Raw genomic sequence first — 20,502 nt, 5'->3', positions numbered from 1 at the left:
TTTTTTTTTTTTTTTTTTAAAGGAAGAAGCAGGATTGGGATTTTTATAAGTGTGATTGAATTACCAGGGTGCTTCATACCGTTTAGAAAATAAAAATTGGCTTAACGATAAAGTAAATATTGGCTTATTTTTGAACAACACAATGCTGAATTTGTGGCGATTTCAGGCTGAAACCGCCACTGACTCGCGGGGCCAACCCATCTTAACTGATTGATTTAATTCATTGTAGTTATCGCGCCGCAGATGATTATGCGGCTGGCGTAGGTTTCACACTGCTGCGTGTCGTTGAATCAGCAGTTTTATAAAACTGTTGAGGCAGGGATTGCGGTTATCGCTGCTCCAGGCAACGGCAAGATTAACTTGCGGCGCATCCGCCAGCGGTTTGAAGACGATGCCATCCATTTTGAGTTGTTGAACAGATGAAGGCACCAATGCCACATAGCTAGCGTTATTGACCAGGCTAAGCATGGTGTGTTGCAGACGAACCTGCAGACTGACCATCGGTTCAAAACCATGAGCCCGGCAATAATCCATAATTACCGCGGTTAATCGGCTCCCGGCGCTGGCGGAGGTCATCACAAAAGGATCGTCGCGCAGATCTTCGATCTGCAATTTCCGACTTCTCGCTTTAGGATGTGTGCGCGACATGGCCACACATAAAGGCTCGGTTAACACGGTCAATGTCTGCATGCCCACGCGTGCAGTTCCTTCCACCAGTACCGCTAAATCGACTTCACCTGCCAGCACTTTATCCGGCAGGTCTTCAGTGACCGCCTCTTCCAACTCCAGAGCAATGTTGGGGAAGTGATGGCGAATCAATCGCACATACTCCGGGATCACGCTATGTGCAGAGTACATAGTGAAACCCACGCGCAATAAACCCGATTTGCCCGCGGCGGTGTCACGCGCCAGTTGTTGCGCCTGCTGGAGTGATTCGAGGATCTTACGTGCATCCTGGTAGAAGCTCTCACCGGCGGGCGTCAGCATTAGCTGGCGCGTATTGCGTTCCACCAGCTGTGTACCCACCGCTTTTTCCAGTGCAGCGATGTGACGACTTAAGGACGGCTGTGACAGATGCAGACGCTCCGCGGCACGGTGGAAATTTTTCACTTCTGCCAGCGCGATAAAGTACCGCAGCGGCTTCATATCAAGCATGATTCATTTTCCGTATCAATCCCGGCCAAATTTGCTATTGGATCTGCATCACTAAAGGCACTAGAGTCCTTCAGCTTACTGGGAGGACACAATGATAGCTACGTTTCTGATTCTTTTGCCGGTTTTCGGCTTAATTGTGGCGGGATATGCTTGCCGCATGCTAGGTGTATTAGGGCCAACCTCGGCGACGGAACTGAATAAATTTGTGGTATGGCTGGCGCTGCCCGCCTTGCTGTTTGACATCATGGCACACACGCCGTGGCACACCATTTATCAACCGGGATTCTTCTGGGCGTTTGCCCTCTCCTGCGCCGCCTCATTTGTTATCGTCTTTGCCTGTCAAAAATTCAAAGGCAAATCCACTGCCGATGCCAGTGTCGATGGCGTTGCCGCCGCCTATCCCAACACCGGTTATCTGGGCTTCCCGTTGTTGTTACTGATTTTTGGTAAAAGCAGCCTGATCCCCACCACCACGGCGACTATTGTGGTGGCGTGTATCCTGTTCGCGATTGCCATCGCGATGATCGAGATTGGTTTGCAGAGTGAACGTGAATTTCATCGACTGGCGATTAAAGTACTGCGCGCCATTTTGAAAAATCCACTGATTATCTCTCCGCTGCTAGGCGCAGCATGCTCCAGCGCAGGTTTGACCATGCCAGATAGCGTTGAAACTTTCCTGAAATTGCTCGGCGGTGCGGCCAGCCCTTGCGCGCTGGTGTGTTTAGGGGTGTTTCTAGCCAGCCGACAAAAAGCCAAAGCCAGCGAATTGCCCACCGCGGCGAAAATGAGTTTCACCACGGTGGGCCTGGTCGTGGTGGCCAAGCTGGTGATGCAGCCGCTGCTGACCTGGATTTTAGCCGTCTGGCTGTTTCACCTGCCGCAGGATCTCACCAACATGGCGATTCTGCTGGCGGCACTGCCCACCGGCACCGGGCCCTTTATGCTGGCTGAGTATTATCGGCGTGATGCGCAAATCACTTCTGGCGCGATCCTCATCTCCACGGTGCTGTCGATCGTTACACTGGTGGCGATCATGCACTTTATGCAAGTCACGCCCATCGCCTAGCGCGTCATTTCGCCGCTGAGCGTTGATCTCCAGCGGCGTAAATGGTGCACGCCGCTTCTTCCTTCTCACGATACTGCTCGCAATTTGCCAGAGCTTCATGGTTTGCATCCTGCTGGGTGCGAGCCAAGTGGGCAGTGCCGGCCATTTACGTTCGATGGTATTGGTTGAAAGACATGATAAGCATTCAAACGCTTATAAACTTTTCACCACCGCCATGATCATTCCATCCCAGCCTTTTTCGCCAACCGTCTGCAGTGCCGTGGCTTCCAATCGATTATCCTGGTTGATCATATCGACGAACTCACGCAGGCCGTTGACATTACGATCCTCACTGTCAGCAACGACTACCGCCCCTCCACGTACCACGTTGTCTGCAATGATCACGGTCCCAACACGAGCAAGTTTCAATGCCCAGTGAAGATAGTGAGGATTATTGACTTTATCGGCATCAATGAAGATCAGGTCAAACGGCGCAGTCAGCATCGGCAAGCTATCCAATGCAGCGCCAACGATCACTTCTGCACGATCGTGAACACGTGCCAGCGCCAGGTTGTGACGGGCCACTTCAGCGTGATGGGGATTGAATTCGAGCGTGATAATTTGGCCGTTTTCCGGTAGCGCCCGAGCCATCCAGATTGTGCTGTATCCACCTAATGTGCCAATTTCCAGTACGCGCTTTGCACCTGTTATCGTCACCATCAATGCCAGCCATTTGCCCTGTAATGCCGAAACATCGTGCACCGGTAAGCCCTGAGCAGCGTTATGCGCTAATGCAGCTTTCAGCGCCACATCCTCGGCTGCCAATGCGTTTGCAAAGTAATTATCGACTTGTGCCCACTGTTCATTATGTTGCGAGGGGTAATCGGGAATACGCATCTTGAGTTCTCCTTGCGTGTGAGATTCTCAAGACATAGCACAACTGTATGACGTTATGCGTAATGTATTTATGAAGCCAGTTGTTGCTGCACCGCATCAAGAAACAGCCGTAGCGCGGCGGGTTGGCGTTCTCGCGACATATACAAACCATAAATACCGAGAGTTTTTGGCGTAAAGTCCGGCAGTACACATTGCAACTGACCTTTTTCTATCCCGGCGCGCGCCTCCATTTCTGGCACCATGGCCAGCCCACATCCGGCGATGGCGGCATCGCACAATACCGATGAGATGCCGGCACTGAAATTTCCGCTTACGGCTGTGCTCAGGGCATCGCCATTGGCATCGTTAAACTGCCAACTCTGCCCGGCAAAGCGGCTATAGTGCAGGCAATTATGCTGGCTTAAATCCTGCGGCGTTTCAGGATTGCCATGTTTGCGCAAATAATCGGGTGATGCGCATACCACTGAAACACATTCGCCAAGCCGACGGGCAATCGCGCCCGGTTCCGGATTGTCAGTGATCCTTACCGCTACATCGATACGCTCACCTACCAGGCTAACCGGTTGATTGTTGATTTCTAATTCAATTCGCAACAATGGAAAGCGTGCCAGAAATGCCGGGATCATCGGCCCCAGAATATGAGTCGCGGTGGAGTGCGCACAGGCGACGCGTAATGTGCCCTGCGGTTCTCCCGGTTCACCCTGTCCGGCGATCTCATCAGACAGACGAGCCAGCGTACGGGTTTTCTCCAGCACTTTTTCGCCGGCCGGGGTGATGGTCAGGCGACGTGATGAACGGTGCAGTAAACGTGCCCCTGCCCATTTCTCCATTTCATCCAGATAACGGCTGACCATCGGCCGGGAGATATTCAGCGCCCGCGCTGCGGCACTCAGGCTGCCTAGTTCGCAAATGCGATTAAATACTGAAGCGGCTGTGACTCTGTCCATCTGCTCTCCATCTGATCGTTTTATGAAACTGATCATCTCTATTTGCGGGAATTCTAGCAGACAGCAAAATCCTTACAATGATGTGCTTACCAGCCATGTTGGCACTGAAAGGAAAATGAGATGAAGATGAAGTCACTGACGTTGGTGCTCGCACTGGCAGTCGGCCCGGCGTTTGCTGCCCCATTGCAATTGGCAGTTTACAATCCACAGGAACAAGGCGTGTTTCCGGTGTCGTCAACGCTGATTACCGGGCCACATGAAGCGCTGTTGGTCGATGCACAATTCAGCCCGAAAGACGGCGAGAAACTGGTAGAGATGATCAAAGCCAGCGGCAAAAAACTCACGCAAATCCTGATTACCTCAGGCGATCCTGATTTCTATTTTGGCCTGGAGCCCATCGTCAAAGCCTTCCCTCAGGTGAAAATTGTCGCAGCACCAACAGTGGTTGAGCATATCGAAGCCACTAAAGCCGCCAAGTTAGCGTATTGGGGCCCGAAAATGCCGGGTGGTGCGCCTACCCAACTTTATGTACCACAGACCACCCATCAGACTTCGTTTAGCGTGGATGGTGAACGTATTGAACTGCGCCATGCGGGTGATAAATCCGCTTACCTGTGGATCCCAGCTAATAAGGCCGTGCTGGGTGGCACCGCCGTGGCAGCGGGCATCCACGTCTGGACCGCGGATACACAAACGCCAGCCAGCCGTGAGCAGTGGCGCAGCGTGCTCAAAGAAATTAAGCAGCTTAAACCGAAAGTGGTCATTCCAGGACACTACATCGGCACACGTCCGGCGGGCGATGGCGCGGTGACATTTACCCTTAATTATCTGCAAACCTTTGAAAAAGCACTCCAACAGCACAAGGGGTCAGCAGACGTGATTGAGGCGATGAAAAAAGCCTATCCGAAGCTGCCGGATGAAAGTTCGCTCGAACTCAGTTCTAAAGTGAATACTGGCGAGATGAAGTGGTAATCACTGTAATGTGATGATGAAGTCAGGTCGTTATTAATAACGACCTGACTTCATCATCACGTCATTATGTTAATATCTGAATGACTGCAATCCAATCCCATTTTACTTAATAGTCAACCCCACCCTTACCTGCTAATTTCCCCGAGCCTGCAGCATATTTATTATTCTCACAAAAGGGTTCGCGAAATGAATGCATTGCGACGTTTAAGTCGAATTTTATTTATTACACTAATGGGAACGCTTAGTATTATTTCAGCTCAAGCGGAAGCGCCACAAAAAGGCGGGACGCTGACGCTAATTTTACCCAGTGAACCGTCAGCACTGGTCGCGCTGGCAACAGTTGCGCAACCTGTGATTGCCACCAGCGCCAAGGTCAATGAAGGTTTACTGACCTACGACTATAATCTCCATCCGCTACCACAATTGGCTACTTCCTGGGAAATCAGCCCAGACGGCAAGCGCTATACCTTCCATCTGCGTAAAGGGGTGAAATGGCATGATGGTCAGCCCTTTACCTCTGCCGATGTGGCCTTTTCTCTCGATCTACTAAAGAAAACCCATCCGCGCGCCAAATCCACCTTTGCCAATGTCACCAGCATCGAAACGCCGGACGATCTGACTGCGATACTGGTGCTTAGCCATCCGGCACCTTATTTGATCACCGCGTTTGCCGCTGGAGAAACGCCGATTCTGCCTAAGCACATCTATGAAAACGGTGATGTGCTGAAAAATCCTAACAACAATGCACCGATTGGTACCGGGCCGTATATTTTCGAAAAATGGGAGCGTGGCAGCTACATTCTCTATAAACGCAACCCTAACTATTGGGATGCGCCAAAACCTTATATCGACCAGCTGGTAGTGAAGTTTTCGACCGATCCCACCGTACGTTCACTGGCGTTGCAAACCGGTCAGGCTGATATTGGCTATCGTACGCCGGTCGCGCTCAGCGAGCTGAAGCGATTGCAGGAAAACCCCAAATTAGAATCTGAAACCAAAGGCTATAACTACTCCAACAGCGTGGCCTCGATCCACTTCAACCTGGATGACAAGCTGTTTAAAGACCTGCGCGTGCGTCAGGCGATTGCGCACAGCATTAACCGCAAGGCGCTATTGAATGTGGTTTATTTTGGCTATGCCACCCCCACAGAAACGCCTGTTGGGCCTAACCTGAAAGCATTCCATAGCAATAAGCCTTCCCCTTATCAATACGATCTGGCAGCAGCAAACGCCTTGCTGGATGAGGCGGGTTATAAGAAAGGCGATGACGGCGTGCGCCTGCGCGTCACGCTGGATTACAGCACCTTCGACGACACCTTCCGCCGCAACGCTGAATTTGTCCGGTCCGCACTCGCTCGCGTGGGCATCGCGGTGACATTGCGTTCGCAGGATCTGTCGACCTACGCCACACGCGTATTTACTCAACGCGATTTTTCCTTCTCCATCGATCAGTATGCCAACCTGTACGATCCCACCGTAGGCGTGCAGCGCCTGTATTGGTCAAAGAACTACCGTCCGGGTGTGCCATTTACCAATATCTCTCATTACCAGAATCCTCAGGTTGATCAATTGCTGGAAGCGGCACAAACCGAGAATGATGCGGCGAAGCGCGTTGCGGAATTTCAGCAATTCCAGGACATCGTGCAACAGGAACTGCCGGATATTAATCTGGCCTCTCCGCAATTTATCACCATCAGAAGTAAACAAGTCCATGATGACTCGCCTACTGCCGATGGTCTGGAAGGTAATTTGTCCAGCGTATGGATCGATAAGACAGCCAAATAATGTAGCGCTCGTAACAATAATTAAACCGGCAGATTAACGCTGCCGCTTGTCGTTATCAGAAAAGCGCAAAACTTTTGCGCTTTTAATTGATTCTTCCCGTCAGCCCCCTTTGTTAACGTCAATCTTTATTATGCCTTTCGGTATTTCCAGGGATCACAATCATGACGCAATCCATACACCAACCCGCCACCATTGGCATTCTGATGGTCAAAACTGCTTTTCGTCGCTACCAGGGCGATATTGGCAATCCGCAAACCTGGCGATTTCCGGTGCGCTATCAGGTGGTGGACGAGGCCATTCCTCAGCGCATGGGGCATTTGGGCGAGCACGCCCTGCTGGAGCCATTTAAACGTGCCGCTCAGACCTTGATTGATCAGGGTGTTGATGGGCTCACCACCAGCTGCGGCTACCTTTCCTGGTATCAACAGGAACTGGCGGCCTGGTCACCGGTGCCCATCGTCACCAGCAGTTTGTTGCAGTATGTCAGCCTGCGCCAGATCCTGCCGGCTAACCGCCCTCCGCTAATTCTGACTTTCGATGAGAGCACGCTAAAAGCGGATTATCTGACCCGTGTGGGCATTCCCGCAGAGGCACAGGTGGCCGGTATGCCAGCAGATTCTGAGTTTGTGCGCTCTATCCGCGAAGGCGACAGTAGCGTCAACTGGGCAACCATGGCCGATGAAGTGCTTAATGCGGCGGCAAGCGCTTTACAACGCTTCCCCAACAGCGGCGCACTGCTGCTGGAATGCACCAACCTTGCGCCGTTTAGCGCGCTATTGCAGGCACGCTTTGGCCTTCCGGTGTATGACACACTGACGCTGGTAAACAGCTTTCAGGCGGCTTTGCGCCCTCCGCATTGGGATCGGGGGGCACAATGGACCCTTTAATGTCGCGCAGCCACGCAGCCGATCGCCAACCCGTACGGCCGCTGTCACGCACCACCCGGCGCGTACTCTATGCACTGCGTGATGCACTGATTCAGGCGGTTCCCGCTGCGTTGGGGATCGTGCTGGTGGTATTCGTTTTACTGCAACTGGTACCCGGCGATGTGGTGGATGTGATGGCCAGCCAGTCTGGCAGTGCCTCCGCCGAAACCATGGCGTGGTTGCGGGCCGAATACGGTCTCGATCAACCTGTTCTGACGCAGTTCTGGAACTATCTGTGGCACCTTGCTCACTTCAGCCTCGGTTACTCTCCGCGCTTTGGCACCGATGTCACCGGGCTGATACTTGGCCGTTTACCCGATACGTTATTGCTGATGCTGCTGGCACAAGCCGTTGCGTTGGTGATCGGGATTGGTTTCGGTGTCGTCATGGCCTTCTGGGCCAATAAATGGCCTGACCGTCTGCTGACGCTGGTGAACCTGCTGTTATATTCCTTGCCCGGATTCTGGATTGGATTGCTGGTGTTACTGCTGTTTTCGGTGCAACTTAACTGGCTACCCAGTGGCGGCAACCAAACGATTGGGGCCAATCTCTCGGCCGGTGGCGCGTTGCTGGATAAACTGCAACACGCGCTGTTGCCAGTGCTGGCGCTCAGCAGTTATTTCATCGCGATTTACGCCCGCCTGACCCGCACCGCGTTGCTGGACGTCGCCGATCAGGATTTTATCCGCACTGCGCACGCCAAAGGTCTGGCACCGTGGCGCATCGTACTGCGCCATATGCTGCGCTGCGCGCTTACGCCAGTAACCACTGTTGCAGGCTTGTATTTTGGCAATCTGTTGGGCGGTGCCGCCGTGATTGAAACCGTATTTAGCTGGCCAGGATTAGGCAGTCTGGCGATGGAAGCCATCGTGGCACGTGATTTCAATGTGGTGCTGGGCATTCTACTGCTGTCCGCTTTTATGGTGGTGATTGTGAATGTGCTGGTCGATGTGCTGCAAAGCCTGATTGACCCGCGTATGGAGGGTCATGCATGAAAGCCCTCACACTCTCTTTCACGCCATTATCCGCCTGGCGTCGTTGGTTTCGAACGCTGGAAGTGGTGCTGGGCAGTCTTCTATTGGCTGTGGTGCTGCTGATGGCATTACTGGCCGATTGGTTGTATCCCGGTGACCCGCTGGAGATGGCGGCTCAACCGTTTCTCTGGCCGGGTGATGATGCGCAATTTCCGCTGGGCACTGATTCTCTCGGGCGCAATGTGGCCGCCGGAATTTTTCATGGCGCGCGGGTTTCTCTGCAAATCGGCACTATCGCGGTGATGGTGAGCGTGGTGATTGGCCTGATCGCCGGGGCCAGCGCAGGCTATTTCGGTGGCAAAACCGACCGCATCGTCACGCGTATCAGCGAGCTGTTTCAGACCTTCCCGGCTTTTTTACTGGTGGTGGTACTGGTCGCGATTGGACATCCCACGGTGAATTACATTGCTGGCGCGATTGGTGTCGCGAGCTGGCCGATGATTGCGCGGCTGGTGCGGGCTGAGTGCCGTCTGCTGCGTCATCAGGAATTTGTGCTCGCGGCACAAACGCTGGGTTACAGCCCACTGCGGATTCTGTTACGTGAAGTGCTGCCCAATCTGCTGCCTACCTTGATCGTCACGCTATCCGTGATGATGGCCAGCGCCATTTTGACAGAGTCCTCATTAGGTTTTCTCGGCTTCAGCGATCCCAATCGCATCAGTTGGGGCGGCATGATTGGCGATGGTCGCCAGTCATTGCAGAACGCCTGGTATCTGGCAGTGCTGCCTGGCAGTGCACTGGCCGCGACCATACTGGCGTTGAATTTATTAGGCGATGCGTTCAATGACTGGCTCAATCCGCGTCGTAAAGGAGCATCTCAATGAGCGCGATACTGGAGTTTCGTCACTTCTCTGTCCATTTTGAAGGGCGTTATGCGGTACAGGATCTCAATCTCAGTGTGCAGCCTGGCGAGATGCTGGCGCTGGTTGGCGAATCGGGGAGTGGCAAATCGATCAGTGCCCTGGCGGCTTTGCGGTTAACGCCGCCAGCCGCCACGCTGGAAGGTGAGATTCACTACCAGGGGTTAAATCTACTGGCACAGCCGGAAGCCACATTACGACGGCTACGTGGCAAGTCCATCGCCATGATTTTTCAGGATCCGATGACCTCGCTGAATCCGGTGCTAACCGTCGGACAACAGTTAGCCGAAAGCGTACAGTTACATCTTGGCTTGAACCGGCATGAGGCGCGTCAGCGTGCCATTACCTTACTGGAGCAGGTGAATATTGCTCACGCACAGCAACGCGTTGATGATTATCCACACCATTTCTCTGGCGGTCAGCGCCAGCGCATCATGATTGCCATGGCAATTGCCTGCGAACCGAAGTTGTTGATTGCCGATGAACCCACTACCGCGTTGGATGCCACCGTGCAGCGTCAGATTCTGGAGCTGCTGGATCGCCTGCGCCATGAACTTGGCATGAGCGTACTGTTTATCACTCACGATCTGGGGTTAGTCGAGCAATATGCCGATCGCGTGGCGGTATTGTATCGCGGCGTAAAAGTCGAAGAGAGCAGCAAGGCCGCGCTGTTCCATCAACCGGTACATCCCTACAGCCGTGGACTGCTGGCGGCTTCATTACATGCAGGGGAAACACCGCATTACCGTCAGCGCCGCCTGACAGAGATCGTGCATCAAGCAGATGGCCCGCCGCGACTTGTGATACCGGAAGCCCACGCGCTACCGGCGATTGATGCGCAGGCCGCACCACTGCTGGCGCTTGATGAGTTGCAGTTTCGTTATCCTTCCATGCCAGCGGGCAGCGCTTCAGTGCGGGATGTGTCATTGCATATCCAACCCGGGGAGACACTGGGGCTGGTGGGCGAATCTGGCTGTGGTAAATCAACGCTGTCGCGCCTGCTATTAGGATTGTTAAAACCGGATAGCGGCCAGATTCATTTCGCCGGTGAGCGGTTAGATCATCTTAACAACCGTCAGCGTGCGGCATGGCGGCCGCGCATCCAGATGATCTTTCAGGACCCGTTCTCCTCACTCAATCCACGCCATACGGTGGAAGAGATTCTACGAACACCTTTACGCGTTCATGCCAGAGGCTCGCACGCTGAGCAACTGCGTGCCGTGCATGAAATGCTTGAGCAGGTTGGCTTGCCATTAAACGTACTGAAACGCCATCCACATGAGTTTTCTGGTGGGCAGCGTCAGCGTATTGGCATTGCCCGCGCGCTGATGCTCAACCCGGATTTGCTGATTTGCGACGAACCGGTGTCAGCGCTGGATGTGTCGGTTCAGGCGCAAATTTTGAATCTGCTGGTGAGTTTGAAACAGCAGCGTAACCTGTCGCTGCTGTTTATCTCCCACGATCTGGCGGTGGTTCGATACATCGCGGATCGAGTGATGGTGATGTATCAAGGCGAGATTGTGGAGCATGGCGACCATCAGCAGATCTGGCAGCGTCCGGTGCATGCGTATACGCAGCAGTTGCTGGCGTCGGTGCGCCCTGCCACTGCACCGCCATTGCTGACGGCGACAGGGTGATCGACTTAACCAGGATAAAGGAAAACCTTATACTTCCATGCCTGCGCGGTATTGGCCCCACTTCAACACCGAGTTCACGCCAATCGAGAGGAAAGGCTCAGCTGGCGTGCGGTTTGGACCCGGTGATTGGGTGAGGAAATCGATCAGTTCGTTTTTCTCACCTGCGATCATATCGGCAATCAATTTGCCGGTTGCCGTGCCGCGCGTTATGCCCAACCCATTGCAGCACAGCGCACCATAAACATTCGGTGCCAGTTTGCCAAAGAAGCCTTCGTGGTTTTCTGACAGGCAGATCGCTCCGCTCCAGGTGTATTCAAAATCCACCTGCGGCAGCATTGGGAAACGGCGTTCAAACGATTTGCGATGGTTTTCCAGATACTGCTTAAGGTATTTCTCGCGTGGTCGTCCATCCGGATGGAAACTAAAACTGTTGCGCACCAGAATACGATTATCCACTGTGCGACGAATGGTGCTGCCAAACGGATGCGCCGGAATCACCCCCCACACCGCTTTGCCTCCTAAACGCGCTTGTTCTTCTTCAGTCAACTGACGTGACAGGCTGCCGTAAAGGAAAGTCGGTAGCAAACGGCGCTGCAGGAAACCAAAGTGCGACGCAAAACCGTTATTAGCCAGGATCAACGTATCAGCGGTGATGCTCCCTTTGTCATGCACCAACGTCACTTTGTCACCGTAGTCAATCGACGTGATGGGTGTGTACTCGTACAGCGTGACGTTCGCGGGCAGATTATCCGCCAGACCTTTTACCAATGCTGAAGGCTGCAACAAGATGGTGCCGGGAATAAATAGCGCCTGCTTGTAATAAGAAGTGCCAATGTGATCCGGCAGATCTTTACCCGAGATCATTTCGGATTCGCGCCCGATCTTTGCCAATCCGCTACGATAGGCTTCGAGAATCGCCGTGCCCTGCTCACCGACTGATGCCTGATATTTACCGGATTCGGTCATCTGACATTCGATGCCGTGTTCCTGCACAATCTGACGCAGATAGTTTTGCCCTAATGTATTCAGCTTCAGAACTTTATTCGCAATGGTGACGTCGCCAATGTAATCCTTCGCGCCGATATCATGGGGTACGTCAATGGCAAAACCAGCGTTACGTCCTGCCGATCCATATCCCACTTCCTGCGCCTCGATCAGCACCACTTCATCATTGGGGAAATTCAGCGCTAATTGTCGCGCAGCCGCCAGGCCCGTTAAGCCCGCCCCCACAATCGCGAAGCGTGTTTTTTTCTGACCAATATGCGCCGGGCGTGGCGTACGAGCTGCACTGGTATGAAACCAACCCGGCATCGAATCATCGGCAGGCAGTGAGGTGATCTTTTGCAATTCCGTTACTCCAATACACGTTTTCATTGTTTGTACTGGCGGATTGCCCGTACAACGTAGGGTTTTTTAGAGGTGTAAAGCGTAAGTATTTAATGAATTTCACGGGTATTTATCATGTATACCTGATGTATAAAGTTTTACTGAATCTCATGAAATGTTGTCAATATGATCACGATACGATTGTGTTATGGATCGCAAAAAATCGGGGGTTCAGGCGCGGGGATTGGCAAGGAAGCGTTAGAGGGATCCGGTGTGCTCAACTTACGCCACAGCACCGGACCTGAAATAAATTTGGTGGCCTGATAGGGGGAATACTCATTACGACGTCACAACGCTGACGCGTGAGAATGGGGCAATTAGCGCTGATGGGATCCTTCAAGCGATTGCAGTAAACCCGACAGGTGGCTATCCAGTGCCATCAGCACTTCAGGAGAGAGCCCAGACAAAATCTTTCTTTCGTTATCCACGTGTTTTTCAACCGCGCGGTCGATTAACGCCAGCCCGTCCTGACTCAATTGCACCAGCATGCTTCGCGCATCCTCTGCATTTACCTGTCGGGTAATCAGCCCTCTGGATTCAAGGCGTTTTAAGCGATGCGTCATGGTGCCCGAGGTGACCATTAGCGTCGAAAACAACTCGGTAGGACTTAAACTATAAGGTGCTCCGGCACGGCGCAGTGTTGCCAGCATATCAAACTCCCACATGCACAATTCAAACTCGGCAAAAGCTTCTTCAAGTCGCTGTTCAATCAGCGCCGTGCAACGCTTGAGACGTCCAATCGGCCCCATCGGGCTGCAGTCTAAATCTGGCCGCTCGCGCTGCCACTGCTGAAGGATGAGATCGACGGCATCAGATCGGGTTTCAGATGGATCATTCATTTATCTTGACTTCAAGGTAATTGGTGGACACACTAATTTTATCTTGAATTGAAGATAAAGGCAAAATGATGCAATCCTCTTTCTCTCTTTCGTATTGGCGTGACGTGATATTGACTGCCCTGGCCCCGGCTATCTGGGGATCGACCTACATCGTCACAACACAATTTCTGCCACCCGATCGCCCTTTTACGGCGGCGCTGATTCGGGTACTTCCGGCAGGGGTATTGTTGTTGCTGTTCACTCGTCGCCTGCCCGCCAACCGTGATATTGGACGGCTCATTATTCTTAGTGCGCTGAATATCGGTGTTTTCCAGGCACTGTTATTTGTTGCTGCCTATCGACTGCCCGGCGGGCTTGCTGCCGTATTGGGCGCGATACAACCGCTGCTGTTGATGTTACTGGCATGGGGAGTTGAACATCGGGCGCCAGCAAGAATCACTTTATGGGCCGCGCTGGCCGGGGTTGTTGGTATGGCCTTGCTATTACTCTCTCCGCAAACGGTGTTCGAACCCGTCGGCATTGTGGCCGCGTTGTTGGGCGCGACCTGTATGGCCACAGGCGTATGGCTGACTCGCCGCTGGAAAATGGATTTGCCGGTGATGGCCCTCACCGGCTGGCAGCTGATACTGGGTGGAATAATGTTGCTACCCGCAGCGTGGCTGATTGACGCCCCACTGCCCACACTGACCCTGCCACAATGGGCCGCTTATGCCTATCTCTCCCTGGCCGGTGCATTTGTGGCATACGGGTTGTGGTTCAGGGGAATTGGCCGCCTGCCGAGCGTTGCGGTGGCATCGCTCGGTTTGCTCAGCCCGATCACCGCCGTGCTGCTCGGCTGGGTAGTGTTATCTCAGGTGATGAGCGGTACGGCTTTTGTCGGACTGATCATCGTTTTAATCAGCGTGTTGCTTGTGCAGCGCACATCCCTTCGTGGCAATTAAGGTTTCACTCGACATTTTCCAGACATCGAATCCACCATCCTCTCTCCTTTAATGAACCAGCCGGTTTTGTTAATATTTATCGCCGACAGAGGAGAGAGTGATGCGCACGCTAACCGAACAAAAGAGAACTGACATTATCAACGCCGCTTCAGCCGTGTTCCTGGAACAAGGATATGAGCGAGCCTCAATGGATGGCGTAGCAAAGCAGGCCGGTTGCTCGAAGGCGACACTCTATAATTACTTCGCTTCTAAAGAGAGCCTGTTTGAAGCCGTTGTCAGATGTTTTAGTACAAATTTTCTGATGCGTGCGGCTGATGAACTTAACCACCCGGAGACTCAATCCCTGTTGTTAAGTGAAAAGTTACAGCGTTTTGGTGAAGGTATGCTGGGCGCGCTGACATCAGACTGGAAGGCTCTGCAGTTGTACAGAATGGTGGTCGGTGAAGCGGGCCATTCCGATATCGGCGCGCTTTTTCATGAGTCCGGGGTACGTGAGAGTATGAACGCCCTGACGGCGGTAATGGAGCATCACATCGCCAGCGGGGAATTAATTGACGGCACACCAGCCTTACGCGCCAAACAATTTTCGGCTTTAGTAAAAGCTGAAGTCGATGAATTATTCCTTCAGCGAACGTTGCCGAATTATACCAAAAGTGAGGTGACGACTATGGTGCAAAACGCCGTTTCGTTGTTCCTCAGAGGTGCTGCTCACAACATCTGAATTCTGGCTGACAGAATGCAAATAAGCGCCACCACCACAATGGTGTCGATAATCAGCAGCATCACTAAGGGTTTGCGGCGCGCCCCCCAAACCCTGACCGCATAAAAACGGCTTTGTTTTATGCCTGATTGCCAGAGATGAAGTATCTCGCCTAAATTGCGGATGGCGCGGAAGAGCAATAGCAAAATTGCCGCTAATACGGCCATCATCCTGCATAGTTTCCGTTAACTCTTTCACCCGACACTAACGAACGTCTTGCACTCACCTCTCAGCCCCCGCATCACGATGTCACACCCTGAAACCTCTTCTTGACAGATTTATGCTAACTGATATTAACTAAACCGTACAGTTCATTTATAACTTATATCGGAGAGCCTCAACATGAGTCGTTTGTTCAGCCCGTTGTGTCGTAGCCTTGTAGTAGCGGCCGCTTTTACCGCTGTCGGTTGTTCCTCCACCAGCCCGGTGAAATATGCTGGTATCGCGTCAGCATCACGCATGTCGCCGAATACCTCTGACGATAGCGATCGCATTCCCTTTCGTTATGCCGCTCCCGTAGACTGGAGCAAATATCGCAGCATCACCATTGAACCGGTCGACATTTACAGCGGCAATGATGCGCAATTCAATGACTTGTCTGTGGATGAACGTCGTCAACTGGCTGAATATATGCGTAAGAAATTTGAGGATGTGCTAGCAGAAAAATTCATCACCAATCACCCTGCCGGGGCGGCTCCTGCGCTCAAATTGAAACTGACGCTGACCGGCGCCGATACCACGCCGCAAGTGATCGGCACATTCACAAAGTTTGATTTAGCCGGCGGCCCATACAATATCGTTCAGTCGGTACGTGGAGGACGTGGCTTGATGAGTGGCTACGTGAATTTCGCCGTGGAGGTGAAAGATGCGGCATCAAACGAACTCTTACTGGCGTACGTTGCGGAACAATATCCAAATGCGATGAACGTGGGTGCGACTTTTGGTTCACTTAGTGCAGCAGAGACAGGAATTGATAAAGGGGCTGAGCAACTTTTAGAGAAGTTACGCCAGTAAATCAAACGGTAAAGGCTGCCAGCCTCTGTTCGGCATGCTGGCAGCATCAATGATCAGTGCCGATTATTTCTTCTTATTTAACATCGATTTTAAATCAGCAAAGGGATTATAGGTTGCTGCTTCTACATCGTTCTGCGCATCTTCCCCGGCCACCACTCTGGTGCCGTACATGTCAGCTTCGGTGTACTTAGAGTGCTCATGGTCGTGACAAAAGAGACACAACAATTCCCAGTTACTGCCATCTTCCGGGTTGTTAGTATGATCGTGATCGATATGATGCACGGTGAGTTCACGCAGATTGGAGTAAACAAATTCACGTGAGCAGCGTCCACAAACCCATGGATAGATTTTTAATGCTTTCTCACGGTAGCCGCTTTCCAGCCGTGCATAGTTTTTCGGGATCAGAGCCATTGCCAATGTTACCTGTTTCTCAGAGATATTCGGGTGTTAGTGCTGCCAATATAGCGCAAAACCGAAGTGAAGAAGAGTATGCTGATAGCAATCCAGTCATTTGGAGCATCTACAGTGAGTTGTGATGCCCCATATCTCAGATGGATTATTCTTTTCGCTCAGTTGAATTGTTTAAGAGTAAATTATTCCAATTTTTGTGGCCTGAATTTAATCCAAAAAAATTTATTTTAAAGAATCTCAATTCAAAATAAGGACTCACGTGTTAGCCAATATCCTTGTTGCTCTCGTCGCCGTGATTCATATCTACATTTTGGTGTTGGAGATGTTTCTGTGGGAGACGAATACTGGTCGTAAAGCCTTTAAGCTCAGTGAAAACTTTGCGCGCGAAACCCGTGTGCTGGCGGCTAATCAGGGCCTTTATAACGGTTTTCTGGCGGCGGGTTTACTCTGGGGGTTATGGCTGGGAGAAAACGGTGTGCCTGTCACTCTGTTTTTCCTCATCTGTGTGTTGATTGCCGGAATCTTCGGCGCGATGACCGCCAGCCGCAAAATTCTCTACGTGCAGGCCCTTCCCGCTCTGATTGCCTTGCTGGCATTACTCCTGCGCTGATACGACGATTTATCAGGATCTCGAACCTCGCCGTGATCAGCCTTCGCATTACAGGTATAATCCGGCCAGGTTTTAACGGATTTTAGAGACGAAGATGACAAAACTCACCTTACAAGAGCAGATGCTCAAAGCTGGATTAGTTTCCACCAAGAAAATGGCCAAAGTGCAGCGCACTGCCAAGAAGTCTCGTGTGCAGGCACGTGAAGCGCGCGAAGCGGTGGAAGAGAATAAAAAAGCGCAAATTGAGCGTGATAAGCAGCTAAGTGAGCAGCAGAAGCAAGCCACTTTGTCCAAAGAGTACAAAGCGCAGGTTAAGCAACTGATCGAAATGAACGCGATCACCGTTGCCAAAGGGACGATTGATTTCAACTTCACCGATAACAACTTAATCAAAAAAATCGCCGTGGATAAAACCACGCAAACACAGTTGATCAACGGCCGTCTGGCAATTGCGCGCCTGGCTGCGGATAGCAGTGGCGAAAGCAAATACGCTATTATTCCCTCCAGCGTGGCTGATAAAATTGCGCAGCGTGATGCAGATAGCATTGTATTGAACAGTGCATTGAGTCAGGAAGAGCAGGATGAAGACGATCCGTACGCGGACTTCAAAGTGCCGGATGATTTGATGTGGTAATGAATGCCGCCCGTGTCAAAACGGGCTGGCATGACGCGCAGTGATGTTCTCCCCGCTAATGGGATGGACAAAATGTAATTCACTGGCGTGCAGCATCAGCCGGGGTGTTTTTTCCGTACCCGGCTGCAGCAATCCTCCATACAGATCACAGCCAAGAATCGGATGGCCCAATTGCTGGCAATGGATACGCAATTGATGGGTGCGGCCCGTCTCTGGCAATAGCTGCACCCGCGTAACCGGCAATATCACGCCATTATCCCCTTCACGAGTTAAGCGTTCTATTACCTGATAGCGCGAACGCGCAGGCTTCCCCGTCTCGGCACAAATCGACATCAACGGAAACAGCGCCGGGTCTTTTGCTATCGCGGCGTCAATCAATCCTTCATTATGGTTGAGATGTCCGCACAATAGCGCCGTGTAAATTTTAGTCACGCTGCGCTGGCTAAACTGCTGGCACAACAAGGCGTTGATCGCTTTGTTGCGCGCCACCACCATTAATCCGGATGTCCCGAAATCGAGGCGATGCACTAAGGTGCAGCCGGGGAATAACTTCACCAACCGGTGATGCACGGAATCCAGATTTTGCGGATTTTTACCTGAAAGGCTGAGTAGCCCCGTGGGTTTATCGATCAATACCAGATGCTCATCCTGATAGAGAATCGAGATCTCTTCAGAACACGGCGGAGCTATAAAGGTATCGTTAATGGTGGACATCGGACTGCCAGGCTGGGAAGTGGGAGCGGATGATAACCAATTTTCAGCGGGCTGACGAATTTTGCCCTCTTCTCACAGGCTCGCGCTCGCACAGCAGAAATTTATCGTCCAGACTTACAGCAAAGGCGTAGTCTGCGCAGGCAATGTGCTTTACACTGCGCGCTGCAAAAAACTGATTAGATTAACGATTAAGTAGGCGGTAATGGCGATGAACGGAACGATCACAACCTGGTTTGAAGACAAAGGTTTTGGATTTATCAAAGATGAAAACGGAGACAACCGTTATTTCCATGTGATTAAGGTCGCCAACCCTGATCTGATTAAAAAAGACGCGGCAGTGACGTTCGAACCGACCACCAATAACAAAGGTTTATCGGCCTTTTCGGTGAAAGTGATACCGGACAGCAAATACATCTTTATCGCCGGTGAGCGTCTGAAGCTCACATCGATTAAATCCTTCGTGGTTTACAGTGAAGAAGAGCCGGTTGATACCCGCATTGATAAAGAAAACACCGTTCTGTCGGTGGGCCTTCTGATGAACAACATCAAACCCAAGACAGACGTTAAGCCTGATGAAATGCGCTCAGTAAAAAAACTGGCGGTGACCACTTTCCAGGGGACGACGCTGATCTTTACTGAAGATGAGATCGACATTGATGCCGCAGTGAAAATGCTCAAAGTTTAAAGGGGAGCTGATAATGAATAACAATATTCCACTGAAGTATTATGACATTGCTGAAGAATACGCGTCGGAATCTGAACACGATGTGAGCGAAGCAGAACTCGATGCACTGGCGCACTACTTCCAGCTGTTACTGACTCGTCTTAGCAATAACGAAGAGATTAGCGAAGAGTCGCAGCAAGAGATGGCCCGTGAAGCGGGTATTCAAGCGGTGCGAATCGATGAGATTGCCAATTTTTTGAATGAGTGGGGCAACGAGTAAGCCCTGTTGTTTAAAAATACTCTGCGCATTTCAAGGCGGCCATAAGGCCGCCTTATCGTATCAAAATCGACAACCCTGAAACTACAGCTTATCCCCTTCCGGTGACTGCACCAGATCGTCCGCTTTTAATCCCTGCGGCGCGATAAATATTTCCATATTTTCGCGTGACAGCTCCCAATGTTCGAACACCAGATCCACCACCTTCTGCTCATCACGCGCTTCAATCGCGCTGATAAAGGCATCATGATGTTCGGCAGCTAACTGCAGGCGCCGTTCCATGTCTTCATTTTGCGGGCGGAAGAAGGTGTGGCCGATGCGGCAATGGTCGATCAGTAAGCGCCCCAGGCTAGGCTGTAAATAGGGATTGGCAGCCATCTCGCCCATGATCTCATGGAAACGATTGTTCTCCAGTGCCAGCGCTTCGGCATCACGCGTCTGCACCGCTTTACGGAAGCGCTTTTGCGTCTCTTTCAGCGATTTCAGCTGGGAAGGTTTAAAATTCTGTACCGCCAGGCGACCGGTAGCGGCGTAGATCATCGGTGCGACGAGGAAGAAATTGCGCAGTGTGGAATGGCTCATCGGGATGACGCGCACGCCGCGTTTTTCGACGATTTCTAAGTAACCCTCTCCTGCCAGTCGCTGGAAAACTTCACGCACAGGCGTGCGAGATAAACCGTATTGTCCCGTCAGGCTGGCTTCATCCAGCAACTCGTCTGGGTCCAGTTCCATGGTCAAAATTAGGCGTTTTAAATCTTCGTATAACGCTGCTTTTCCCGATCTCAAAGTGACCTCCTGTGATGACATTCCGCATGCGATTCCTGCTTAACCTACAGAAAAAGTGTGTATACAGCAAAAATAATTATGGGATATTTTTTGCATTCTGCGGTGGATCACAGAAAAGGGAATGATGATATTACAAGGAGTTACAGAAGAAAAAAACGAGTCGTCATCTGCAGAGAATTATCCTATTTCCAGGGCATACCCGCCATCC

Annotated in this window: 23 protein-coding genes; 14 read left to right on the top strand and 9 right to left on the bottom strand. The window is 51.8% G+C overall.

Annotated features, from left to right (window positions below; genetic code table 11):
- Window positions 1–267: 267 nt before the first annotated feature.
- Window positions 268–1,155 carry a LysR substrate-binding domain-containing protein gene (locus H7A81_RS11430; RefSeq protein ID WP_182057547.1) on the bottom strand — a complete coding sequence of 296 codons (888 nt, stop codon included), beginning with the start codon at window positions 1,153–1,155 and terminating at the stop codon, window positions 268–270.
- Between the two features lie 91 nt (window positions 1,156–1,246).
- Between H7A81_RS11430 and H7A81_RS11425 the strand changes: the two genes are divergently transcribed.
- A complete protein-coding gene (locus H7A81_RS11425; RefSeq protein ID WP_182057546.1) occupies window positions 1,247–2,221 on the top strand; it encodes an AEC family transporter in 975 nt (324 codons plus the stop codon).
- A gap of 192 nt (window positions 2,222–2,413) precedes the next feature.
- Here the strand turns inward: H7A81_RS11425 and H7A81_RS11420 are convergent, their stop codons facing one another.
- Together H7A81_RS11420 and H7A81_RS11415 are read right to left on the bottom strand one after the other, a co-directional pair.
- Window positions 2,414–3,097: an O-methyltransferase gene (locus H7A81_RS11420; protein ID WP_182057545.1), complete on the bottom strand. Its 684-nt coding sequence runs from the start codon at window positions 3,095–3,097 to the stop codon at window positions 2,414–2,416.
- Between the two features lie 68 nt (window positions 3,098–3,165).
- Window positions 3,166–4,044 (bottom strand): LysR family transcriptional regulator, encoded by an 879-nt coding sequence (locus H7A81_RS11415; RefSeq protein WP_182057544.1) that lies wholly within the window; start codon window positions 4,042–4,044, stop codon window positions 3,166–3,168.
- A 120-nt stretch (window positions 4,045–4,164) separates the two neighbouring features.
- Here H7A81_RS11415 and H7A81_RS11410 point away from each other — a divergent pair, with 120 nt between their 5' ends.
- From H7A81_RS11410 to H7A81_RS11385, 6 genes are all read left to right on the top strand, one after another.
- A complete protein-coding gene (locus H7A81_RS11410) occupies window positions 4,165–5,016 on the top strand; it encodes a Vmh family MBL fold metallo-hydrolase (protein ID WP_182057543.1) in 852 nt (283 codons plus the stop codon).
- A 186-nt stretch (window positions 5,017–5,202) separates the two neighbouring features.
- Window positions 5,203–6,801 carry an ABC transporter substrate-binding protein gene (locus tag H7A81_RS11405; RefSeq protein WP_182057542.1) on the top strand — a complete coding sequence of 533 codons (1,599 nt, stop codon included), beginning with the start codon at window positions 5,203–5,205 and terminating at the stop codon, window positions 6,799–6,801.
- 161 nt (window positions 6,802–6,962) lie between these two features.
- Entirely contained in the window at window positions 6,963–7,688 is a 726-nt protein-coding gene (locus H7A81_RS11400; RefSeq protein WP_182057541.1) for an aspartate/glutamate racemase family protein, read from the top strand.
- Entirely contained in the window at window positions 7,688–8,722 is a 1,035-nt protein-coding gene (locus H7A81_RS11395; protein WP_255478944.1) for an ABC transporter permease, read from the top strand. Before H7A81_RS11400 ends, H7A81_RS11395 begins: the two co-directional genes overlap by 1 nt.
- Entirely contained in the window at window positions 8,719–9,585 is an 867-nt protein-coding gene (locus tag H7A81_RS11390) for an ABC transporter permease (protein WP_182057540.1), read from the top strand. Before H7A81_RS11395 ends, H7A81_RS11390 begins: the two co-directional genes overlap by 4 nt.
- Entirely contained in the window at window positions 9,582–11,258 is a 1,677-nt protein-coding gene (locus tag H7A81_RS11385; RefSeq protein ID WP_182057539.1) for an ABC transporter ATP-binding protein, read from the top strand. Before H7A81_RS11390 ends, H7A81_RS11385 begins: the two co-directional genes overlap by 4 nt.
- Window positions 11,259–11,285: 27 nt before the next feature.
- Here H7A81_RS11385 and H7A81_RS11380 read toward each other — a convergent pair whose 3' ends face one another.
- Window positions 11,286–12,605, bottom strand: a complete 1,320-nt coding sequence (locus H7A81_RS11380; protein ID WP_097119104.1) for an FAD-binding oxidoreductase — start codon at window positions 12,603–12,605, stop codon at window positions 11,286–11,288.
- A 356-nt stretch (window positions 12,606–12,961) separates the two neighbouring features.
- Window positions 12,962–13,483 carry a MarR family winged helix-turn-helix transcriptional regulator gene (locus H7A81_RS11375; protein ID WP_182057538.1) on the bottom strand — a complete coding sequence of 174 codons (522 nt, stop codon included), beginning with the start codon at window positions 13,481–13,483 and terminating at the stop codon, window positions 12,962–12,964.
- Window positions 13,484–13,551: 68 nt separating this feature from the next.
- On the opposite strand from H7A81_RS11375, the gene H7A81_RS11370 reads away from it, so the two are divergent.
- Both H7A81_RS11370 and H7A81_RS11365 read left to right on the top strand, forming a co-directional pair.
- Complete coding sequence (locus tag H7A81_RS11370; protein ID WP_182057537.1) at window positions 13,552–14,424, top strand: EamA family transporter; 873 nt, start codon at window positions 13,552–13,554, stop codon at window positions 14,422–14,424.
- A gap of 100 nt (window positions 14,425–14,524) precedes the next feature.
- The gene (locus H7A81_RS11365) at window positions 14,525–15,145 is read left to right on the top strand and encodes a TetR/AcrR family transcriptional regulator (protein ID WP_182057536.1); all 621 of its coding nucleotides are present in this window, start codon (window positions 14,525–14,527) and stop codon (window positions 15,143–15,145) included.
- On the opposite strand, the gene H7A81_RS11360 is transcribed toward H7A81_RS11365, so the two are convergent.
- Complete coding sequence (locus H7A81_RS11360) at window positions 15,133–15,354, bottom strand: hypothetical protein (protein WP_182057535.1); 222 nt, start codon at window positions 15,352–15,354, stop codon at window positions 15,133–15,135. The genes H7A81_RS11365 and H7A81_RS11360 overlap by 13 nt on opposite strands.
- 172 nt (window positions 15,355–15,526) lie before the next feature.
- Here H7A81_RS11360 and H7A81_RS11355 point away from each other — a divergent pair, with 172 nt between their 5' ends.
- Window positions 15,527–16,198 carry a DUF3313 domain-containing protein gene (locus H7A81_RS11355; RefSeq protein ID WP_182057534.1) on the top strand — a complete coding sequence of 224 codons (672 nt, stop codon included), beginning with the start codon at window positions 15,527–15,529 and terminating at the stop codon, window positions 16,196–16,198.
- 63 nt (window positions 16,199–16,261) lie between these two features.
- On the opposite strand, the gene yajD is transcribed toward H7A81_RS11355, so the two are convergent.
- Complete coding sequence (yajD, locus tag H7A81_RS11350; protein ID WP_034824111.1) at window positions 16,262–16,609, bottom strand: HNH nuclease YajD; 348 nt, start codon at window positions 16,607–16,609, stop codon at window positions 16,262–16,264.
- Between the two features lie 259 nt (window positions 16,610–16,868).
- Here yajD and H7A81_RS11345 point away from each other — a divergent pair, with 259 nt between their 5' ends.
- The gene (locus tag H7A81_RS11345) at window positions 16,869–17,219 is read left to right on the top strand and encodes a DUF1304 domain-containing protein (RefSeq protein ID WP_034824117.1); all 351 of its coding nucleotides are present in this window, start codon (window positions 16,869–16,871) and stop codon (window positions 17,217–17,219) included.
- Between the two features lie 94 nt (window positions 17,220–17,313).
- Window positions 17,314–17,853: a DUF2058 domain-containing protein gene (locus H7A81_RS11340; protein WP_182057533.1), complete on the top strand. Its 540-nt coding sequence runs from the start codon at window positions 17,314–17,316 to the stop codon at window positions 17,851–17,853.
- Between the two features lie 15 nt (window positions 17,854–17,868).
- On the opposite strand, the gene H7A81_RS11335 is transcribed toward H7A81_RS11340, so the two are convergent.
- On the bottom strand, window positions 17,869–18,567 hold the full coding sequence (locus H7A81_RS11335; protein WP_182057532.1) for an RluA family pseudouridine synthase: 699 nt from the start codon (window positions 18,565–18,567) through the stop codon (window positions 17,869–17,871).
- Between the two features lie 202 nt (window positions 18,568–18,769).
- On the opposite strand from H7A81_RS11335, the gene H7A81_RS11330 reads away from it, so the two are divergent.
- Both H7A81_RS11330 and H7A81_RS11325 read left to right on the top strand, forming a co-directional pair.
- Entirely contained in the window at window positions 18,770–19,252 is a 483-nt protein-coding gene (locus H7A81_RS11330; RefSeq protein WP_064511353.1) for a cold-shock protein, read from the top strand.
- A 13-nt stretch (window positions 19,253–19,265) separates the two neighbouring features.
- Window positions 19,266–19,511 carry a DUF2543 family protein gene (locus H7A81_RS11325; RefSeq protein WP_058960931.1) on the top strand — a complete coding sequence of 82 codons (246 nt, stop codon included), beginning with the start codon at window positions 19,266–19,268 and terminating at the stop codon, window positions 19,509–19,511.
- An 81-nt stretch (window positions 19,512–19,592) separates the two neighbouring features.
- On the opposite strand, the gene H7A81_RS11320 is transcribed toward H7A81_RS11325, so the two are convergent.
- A complete protein-coding gene (locus H7A81_RS11320) occupies window positions 19,593–20,315 on the bottom strand; it encodes a GntR family transcriptional regulator (protein ID WP_182057531.1) in 723 nt (240 codons plus the stop codon).
- Window positions 20,316–20,502: the final 187 nt, after the last annotated feature.

Origin of the sequence: Pantoea sp. ME81 (assembly GCF_903970985.1) — a bacterium.
GTDB classification, from domain to species: Bacteria; Pseudomonadota; Gammaproteobacteria; order Enterobacterales; family Enterobacteriaceae; genus Pantoea; species Pantoea communis.
Note: the sequence above shows the minus strand (reverse complement) of the source record. Positions and strands in the feature narration are given on the sequence as shown.